The following is a 5,321-nucleotide window of genomic DNA, read 5'->3' on the forward strand; positions in this document are numbered from 1 at the left end:
ACGCCGTCGCGTCCGCGGCCGCCCCGGCCGTTCGCATCCCTGCACCGGGCCGTCACCGGCCCCGCCCGACTCAGACGTTGACGCCGAAGTCCTGGGCGATGCCGCGCAGACCGGAGGCGTAGCCCTGGCCGATCGCGCGGAACTTCCACTCGGCGCCGCTGCGGTACAGCTCGCCGAAGACCATCGCCGTCTCGGTGGAGGCGTCCTCGGAGAGGTCGTAGCGGGCCAGCTCCTTGTTGTCCGCCTGGTTCACCACGCGGATGAACGCGTTGCGGACCTGGCCGAAGTTCTGCGACCGGTTCTCGGCGTCGTAGATGGACACCGGGAAGACGATCTTCTGAACGTCGGCCGGCACGGTCGAGAGGTTGACCTTGATCTGCTCGTCGTCGCCCTCGCCCTCACCGGTGAGGTTGTCACCGGTGTGCTCGACCGAGCCCTCGGGGCTCTTGAGGTTGTTGAAGAAGACGAAGTTGCCGTCCGAGCCGACCTTGCCCTGGTCGTTGCAGAGCAGGGCGCTGGCGTCCAGGTCGAAATCCGTGCCCGTGGTGGTGCGGACGTCCCAGCCGAGACCGACCACCACTGCGGTCAGGCCCGGGGCCTCCTTGGTGAGCGAGACATTGCCGCCCTTGCTCAGGCTGACACCCACTTGTCCTCCAAGATTCGGGAGGCACTCCTCGGTGCCCCCGTGGTGCGGTCCGAGACTCCGACGGCGAACCGTCCGGGCCTCTGACCAGCCAACGAGCCGATCGTAGTGCGGGGTTCCCGTCCGCGCCGGGGAACCGGCCCAACGCGGGCGGGGCGAAGCCCGCGAGGAGCCGCGAACCGGCTCTAGAGGGCGCCGACGGCCGCCAGGTACTCCTGCTCGTCACGGGCGTCCGGCAGGCCGTTCACGACGCTCCAGCGGACCACGCCGGCCTTGTCGATCACGAAGGTGCCGCGGACGGCGCAGCCCTTCTCCTCGTCGAAGACGCCGTAGGCGCGGGAGACCTCGCCGTGCGGCCAGAAGTCGGAGAGCAGCGGGAACTCCAGGCCCTCCTGCTCGGCGAAGATCCGCTGGCTGAAGGGCGAGTCGTTGGACACGCCGAGGACCTGCACCTCGTCGTTCTGCAGCCGCGGCAGCTCCTTCTGGATCGCGCAGACCTCGCCGGTGCAGACACCGGTGAACGCGAACGGGTAGAAGACCACGACGACGTTCTTCCCGCCCCGGAAGTCGGAGAGCCTGACCGGCTCGCCGTGCTGGTTCCTGAGCTCGAAGTCCGGAGCCTCGGTGCCGATCTCGATGGCCATGCGGGGACCTCTCCCACTCGACGCGACTGGGCCGCGCGGGTGGCGCGACGAGCGCCATCCTCGCATTCGCCGGGAGCGGCTGGACCGGACGGGTGAGCGTCGCAGCGTCCGGGGCCACCGCTTTCGCCCTGGGCGAACAGTTCGGCCGTCCGGGGCCGCCGCCCCGCCTCCGCCGACCCCCGCCGGCCTCCCCCCGACCGGGAGCGGCCGGGAGCAACCGGGAGCGGCCGGGCCGGAGAACGACCGGGCCCCGCCGGAGGGGTGCTCCGGCGGGGCCCGGTGAGGCCTGTCAGGCGGCGCTCAGCGCTTGCCCGGCTTGGCGGTCGACTTGGTCGCCAGGCGGGTCGCGGCCCAGTCCTTGGCGATCGCGATCGAGCTGGTCTGGGAGAGGCCGGCGGTGCGGGACGCGTCGGCGATGTCCGAGGCCTCGATGTGGCCGTCCCGGCCGGTCTTGGGCGTCAGCAGCCAGATCAGGCCGCCCTCGGCCAGGTATTCCAGGGCGTCGACGAGGGCGTCGGTGAGGTCCCCGTCGTCGTCGCGGTGCCACAGCAGGACGGCGTCGGCGACGTCGTCGTAGTCCTCGTCGACGAGATCCGTCCCGGTGATCTCCTCGATGCCCTCGCGGAGGTCCTGGTCAGTGTCTTCGTCGAACCCCAGCTCCTGGATGATCTGGCCTTCTTCGAAGCCGAGACGAGCTGCCGGGTTGGACTTGTCCGCGGGGTCCGCGGTCGCGCTCACGGGAATAACCTCCAGTATTCGGCTCGGCGTCCATGCCGAGGCTGTGGCCGTAGTCCACACGGGCGCGGCGGTTCGCGCAAGTACCCGACCCCCGATCCCCTCCAAAGGTTGACGTGTCGCGCCGGGACACGCCGGGCGACGTGTCAGGAATCACACCGATTTGCCCTTCTCTGCATGGGACAAGGATGCTTCGGGTGGTCCTGGTCCACAGGCCGTACGCACGCCCGAGATGCGAACGGCATTCGGGTCCGCGCGTGCGCGGGCGTAGAGTCTCCTGATGGCCCTCACCCCACCCGTCCGCCATCGGACGGGCGGGAAACCAGGTCGGACCACCTCTGTTCGTAACACCCGGGGGTGCGCGGCCCGGACGATGCTGTCCGAACCGCACATCACCAGACCGCTCCTTCTGTCAGGGAGAGCGGTTACCGATCGGTAGAGATGACGGATCTCCGAGCGCGGTAGCACGATGGAGGCGGCGCGACACACCTCTAGTTTCGACCGACAGTGAAGGAACAGCGTGGCTTCCGGATCCGATCGCAACCCGATCATCATTGGCGGCCTTCCGAGTCAGGTCCCGGACTTCGATCCCGAGGAGACCGCGGAATGGCTGGAGTCGCTCGATGCGGCCATCGACGAGCGGGGGCGTGAGCGTGCCCGCTACCTGATGCTGCGGCTGATCGAGCGCGCCCGCGAGAAGCGTGTCGCCGTGCCCGAGATGCGCAGCACGGACTACGTCAACACCATCGCCACCAAGGACGAGCCGTTCTTCCCCGGCAACGAGGAGATCGAGCGCAAGATCCTGAACGCGACCCGCTGGAACGCCGCGGTGATGGTCTCCCGGGCGCAGCGCCCGGGCATCGGCGTGGGTGGCCACATCGCCACCTTCGCCTCCTCCGCGTCGCTCTACGACGTCGGCTTCAACTACTTCTTCCGCGGCAAGGACGCCGAGGGCGAGTCCGGCGACCAGATCTTCTTCCAGGGTCACGCCTCCCCCGGCATCTACGCCCGCGCCTTCCTGCTGGACCGGCTCAGCGAGCAGCAGCTCGACGCCTTCCGCCAGGAGAAGTCGAAGGCCCCGTACGGCCTCTCCAGCTACCCGCACCCGCGGCTCATGCCGGACTTCTGGGAGTTCCCGACCGTCTCGATGGGCCTCGGCCCGCTCGGCGCGATCTACCAGGCCCGGATGAACCGCTACCTGGAGCACCGCGGCATCAAGGACACCTCCGACTCGCACGTCTACGCCTTCCTCGGCGACGGCGAGATGGACGAGCCCGAGTCGCTCGGCCAGCTGTCCCTGGCCGCCCGCGAGGGCCTGGACAACCTGACCTTCGTGGTCAACTGCAACCTCCAGCGCCTCGACGGCCCGGTCCGCGGCAACGGCAAGATCATCCAGGAGCTGGAGTCGCAGTTCCGCGGCGCCGGCTGGAACGTCATCAAGCTGGTCTGGGACCGCAGCTGGGACCCGCTGCTCGCGCAGGACCGCGACGGCGTCCTGGTGAACAAGCTGAACACCACGGTGGACGGCCAGTTCCAGACCTACGCCACCGAGTCCGGCGCGTACATCCGCGACAGCTTCTTCGGCGGCGACCTGCGGCTGCGCAAGATGGTCGAGTCGATGACCGACCAGCAGATCCAGCACCTGGGCCGCGGCGGCCACGACCACCGCAAGATCTACGCGGCGTTCAAGGCGGCCCGCGAGCACAAGGGCCAGCCGACCGTCATCCTGGCGCAGACGGTCAAGGGCTGGACGCTGGGCCCCAACTTCGAGGGCCGCAACGCCACCCACCAGATGAAGAAGCTGACGGTCGAGGACCTGAAGCGCTTCCGCGACCGGCTGCACCTGCCGATCACCGACAAGCAGCTGGAGGAGGGCTACCCGCCCTACTACCACCCGGGTCGTGACTCGGAGGAGATCCAGTACATGCACGACCGCCGCCAGGAGCTGGGCGGCTACGTGCCGACCCGCAAGGTGCGGCCGCGCAAGCTGGAGCTGCCGGGCGACGACGCGTACAAGGCGGTCAAGAAGGGTTCCGGCAACCAGACCATCGCCACCACCATGGCGTTCGTCCGGCTGCTCAAGGACCTCATGCGGGACAAGGGCATCGGCAACCGCTTCGTGCCGATCGCGCCCGACGAGTACCGCACCTTCGGCATGGACTCGCTGTTCCCGTCGGCGAAGATCTACAACCCGCTGGGCCAGACCTACGAGTCGGTCGACCGCGAGCTGCTGCTGGCGTACAAGGAGTCGCCCACCGGTCAGATGCTGCACGACGGCATCTCCGAGGCCGGCTGCACCGCCTCGCTGATCGCCGCCGGCTCGGCCTACGCCACCCACGGCGAGCCGCTGATCCCGGTGTACGTCTTCTACTCGATGTTCGGGTTCCAGCGCACCGGCGACCAGTTCTGGCAGATGGCCGACCAGCTGGCCCGCGGCTTCGTGCTCGGCGCCACCGCCGGGCGCACCACGCTGACCGGCGAGGGCCTCCAGCACGCCGACGGCCACTCGCACCTGCTGGCCTCGACCAACCCGGGCGTCGTCGCGTACGACCCCGCGTACGGCTTCGAGATCGCGCACATCGTCCAGGACGGTCTGCGCCGGATGTACGGCTCCAGCGAGGAGCACCCGACGGGCGAGGACGTGTTCTACTACCTCACCGTCTACAACGAGCCGATCAAGATGCCGGCCGAGCCCGAGAACGTGGACGTCGACGGCATCCTCAAGGGCCTGTACAAGTACGCGGGCGGCACCGCCGGCCAGATCCCGGCGCAGATCCTCGCCTCCGGCGTGGCCGTGCCGTGGGCCCTGGAGGCCCAGCGGATCCTGGCCGAGGAGTGGAACGTCAAGGCCGACGTCTGGTCCGCGACCTCCTGGAACGAGCTGCGCCGCGACGCGGTGGAGGCCGAGGAGTTCAACCTGCTGCACCCCGAGGAGCAGCAGCGCGTCCCGTACGTGACCGCCAAGCTCCAGGGCGCCGAGGGTCCGTTCGTCGCGGTGTCCGACTGGATGCGCGCGGTGCCGGACCAGATCGCCCGCTGGGTGCCGGGCCAGTGGCAGTCGCTGGGCGCCGACGGCTTCGGCTTCGCCGACACCCGTGGTGCGGCCCGCCGCTTCTTCCACATCGACGCGCAGTCCGTCGTGCTGGCCGTGCTCACCGAGCTGGCCAAGCAGGGCAAGATCGACCGCAGCGCGCTGAAGGACGCGATCGACCGCTACCAGCTGCTCGACGTGGCGGCGGCCGACCCGGGCGCCGCGGGCGGCGACGCCTGAGCCGGTAACCGGTAGCCGTTTCCCGAGG

At 69.5% G+C, this 5,321-nt stretch carries 4 protein-coding genes; 1 reads left to right on the top strand and 3 read right to left on the bottom strand.

Annotated elements, in window-relative coordinates; genetic code table 11:
• Positions 1 to 70 precede the first annotated feature (70 nt).
• The 3 genes from ACFU74_RS35800 to ACFU74_RS35810 all read right to left on the bottom strand — a co-directional run bounded on the left by ACFU74_RS35800 (position 71) and on the right by ACFU74_RS35810 (position 2,025).
• The gene (locus ACFU74_RS35800) at positions 71 to 646 is read right to left on the bottom strand and encodes a TerD family protein (protein ID WP_380764306.1); all 576 of its coding nucleotides are present in this window, start codon (positions 644 to 646) and stop codon (positions 71 to 73) included.
• Positions 647 to 828: 182 nt separating this feature from the next.
• Positions 829 to 1,287: a peroxiredoxin gene (locus ACFU74_RS35805; RefSeq protein WP_380764307.1), complete on the bottom strand. Its 459-nt coding sequence runs from the start codon at positions 1,285 to 1,287 to the stop codon at positions 829 to 831.
• 300 nt (positions 1,288 to 1,587) lie between these two features.
• Positions 1,588 to 2,025: a DUF3052 domain-containing protein gene (locus tag ACFU74_RS35810; RefSeq protein ID WP_380764308.1), complete on the bottom strand. Its 438-nt coding sequence runs from the start codon at positions 2,023 to 2,025 to the stop codon at positions 1,588 to 1,590.
• Positions 2,026 to 2,542: 517 nt separating this feature from the next.
• Between ACFU74_RS35810 and aceE the strand changes: the two genes are divergently transcribed.
• Positions 2,543 to 5,293 (top strand): pyruvate dehydrogenase (acetyl-transferring), homodimeric type, encoded by a 2,751-nt coding sequence (gene aceE / locus ACFU74_RS35815; RefSeq protein WP_380764309.1) that lies wholly within the window; start codon positions 2,543 to 2,545, stop codon positions 5,291 to 5,293.
• The last annotated feature ends 28 nt before the right edge of the window (positions 5,294 to 5,321 follow it).

The sequence above is a fragment of the Kitasatospora sp. NPDC057500 genome, assembly GCF_042802195.1.
Classification (GTDB): domain Bacteria; phylum Actinomycetota; class Actinomycetes; order Streptomycetales; family Streptomycetaceae; genus Kitasatospora.